Origin of the sequence: Pantoea sp. R102, assembly GCF_004916815.1 — a bacterium.
In the GTDB taxonomy this organism is placed as follows: Bacteria; Pseudomonadota; Gammaproteobacteria; order Enterobacterales; family Enterobacteriaceae; genus Pantoea; species Pantoea dispersa.
This window is the reverse complement of record NZ_SDFT01000067.1, coordinates 1-1,002: the sequence shown is the minus strand read 5'-3', so window position 1 is coordinate 1,002 and position 1,002 is coordinate 1. Positions and strand designations below refer to the sequence as shown.

1 protein-coding gene and 1 pseudogene are annotated in these 1,002 nt (G+C 56.9%); both read left to right on the top strand.

Going from position 1 to position 1,002, the window contains the following annotated elements:
* A pseudogene (locus ERD80_RS08815) lies at nt 1–684 on the top strand (F0F1 ATP synthase subunit beta); the annotation flags it as partial.
* A 24-nt stretch (nt 685–708) separates the two neighbouring features.
* The coding region (locus ERD80_RS08810; protein ID WP_136546586.1) for a F0F1 ATP synthase subunit epsilon at nt 709–1,002 on the top strand (294 nt) is incomplete at its 3' end.

Below are 1,002 nucleotides of genomic sequence, written 5' to 3'. Positions count from 1 at the left end.
GAAGGCCGTGACGTTCTGCTGTTCATCGACAACATCTACCGTTACACCCTGGCCGGTACAGAGGTTTCTGCACTGCTGGGTCGTATGCCATCGGCGGTAGGTTATCAGCCAACGCTGGCTGAAGAGATGGGTGTGCTGCAGGAGCGTATTACCTCCACCAAGACCGGTTCAATCACCTCCGTACAGGCCGTTTACGTTCCTGCGGATGACCTGACTGACCCGTCACCAGCAACCACCTTTGCTCACTTAGACTCAACCGTTACGCTGAGCCGTCAGATCGCGTCACTGGGTATCTACCCGGCCGTTGACCCGCTGGACTCTACCAGCCGTCAGCTGGATCCGCTGATCGTCGGTCAGGAGCACTACGACGTCGCGCGTGGCGTTCAGTCGCTGCTGCAGCGTTACCAGGAGCTGAAAGACATCATCGCCATCCTCGGCATGGACGAGCTGTCTGAAGAAGACAAACTGCTGGTGGCACGTGCGCGTAAGATTCAGCGCTTCCTGTCTCAGCCGTTCTTCGTAGCAGAAGTCTTCACCGGTTCTCCAGGTAAATACGTGACGCTGAAAGACACCATCCGTGGCTTCAAAGGCATCATGGAAGGCGAATTCGACCACCTGCCAGAGCAGGCGTTTTACATGGTCGGCGCGATCGAAGAAGCTGTCGAAAAAGCGAAGAAACTGTAATAACGGTTTCCCAGGAGGAGTGGTATGGCTATGACTTATCATCTGGACGTGGTCAGTGCGGAGCAGCAAATGTTCTCCGGTCTGGTGCAGCGTATCCAGGTGTCAGGTAGCGAAGGTGAGCTGGGTATTTACCCGGGCCACGCCCCGCTGCTGACTGCCATCAAGCCTGGTATGATTCGCATCGTTAAACAGCACGGCGAAGAGGAGTATATCTACCTCTCTGGCGGCGTGCTGGAAGTACAGCCGGGCAGCACGACCGTTCTGGCCGACACTGCAATTCGCGGTGAAGACCTCGACGAAGCGCGCGCGCTGGAAGCG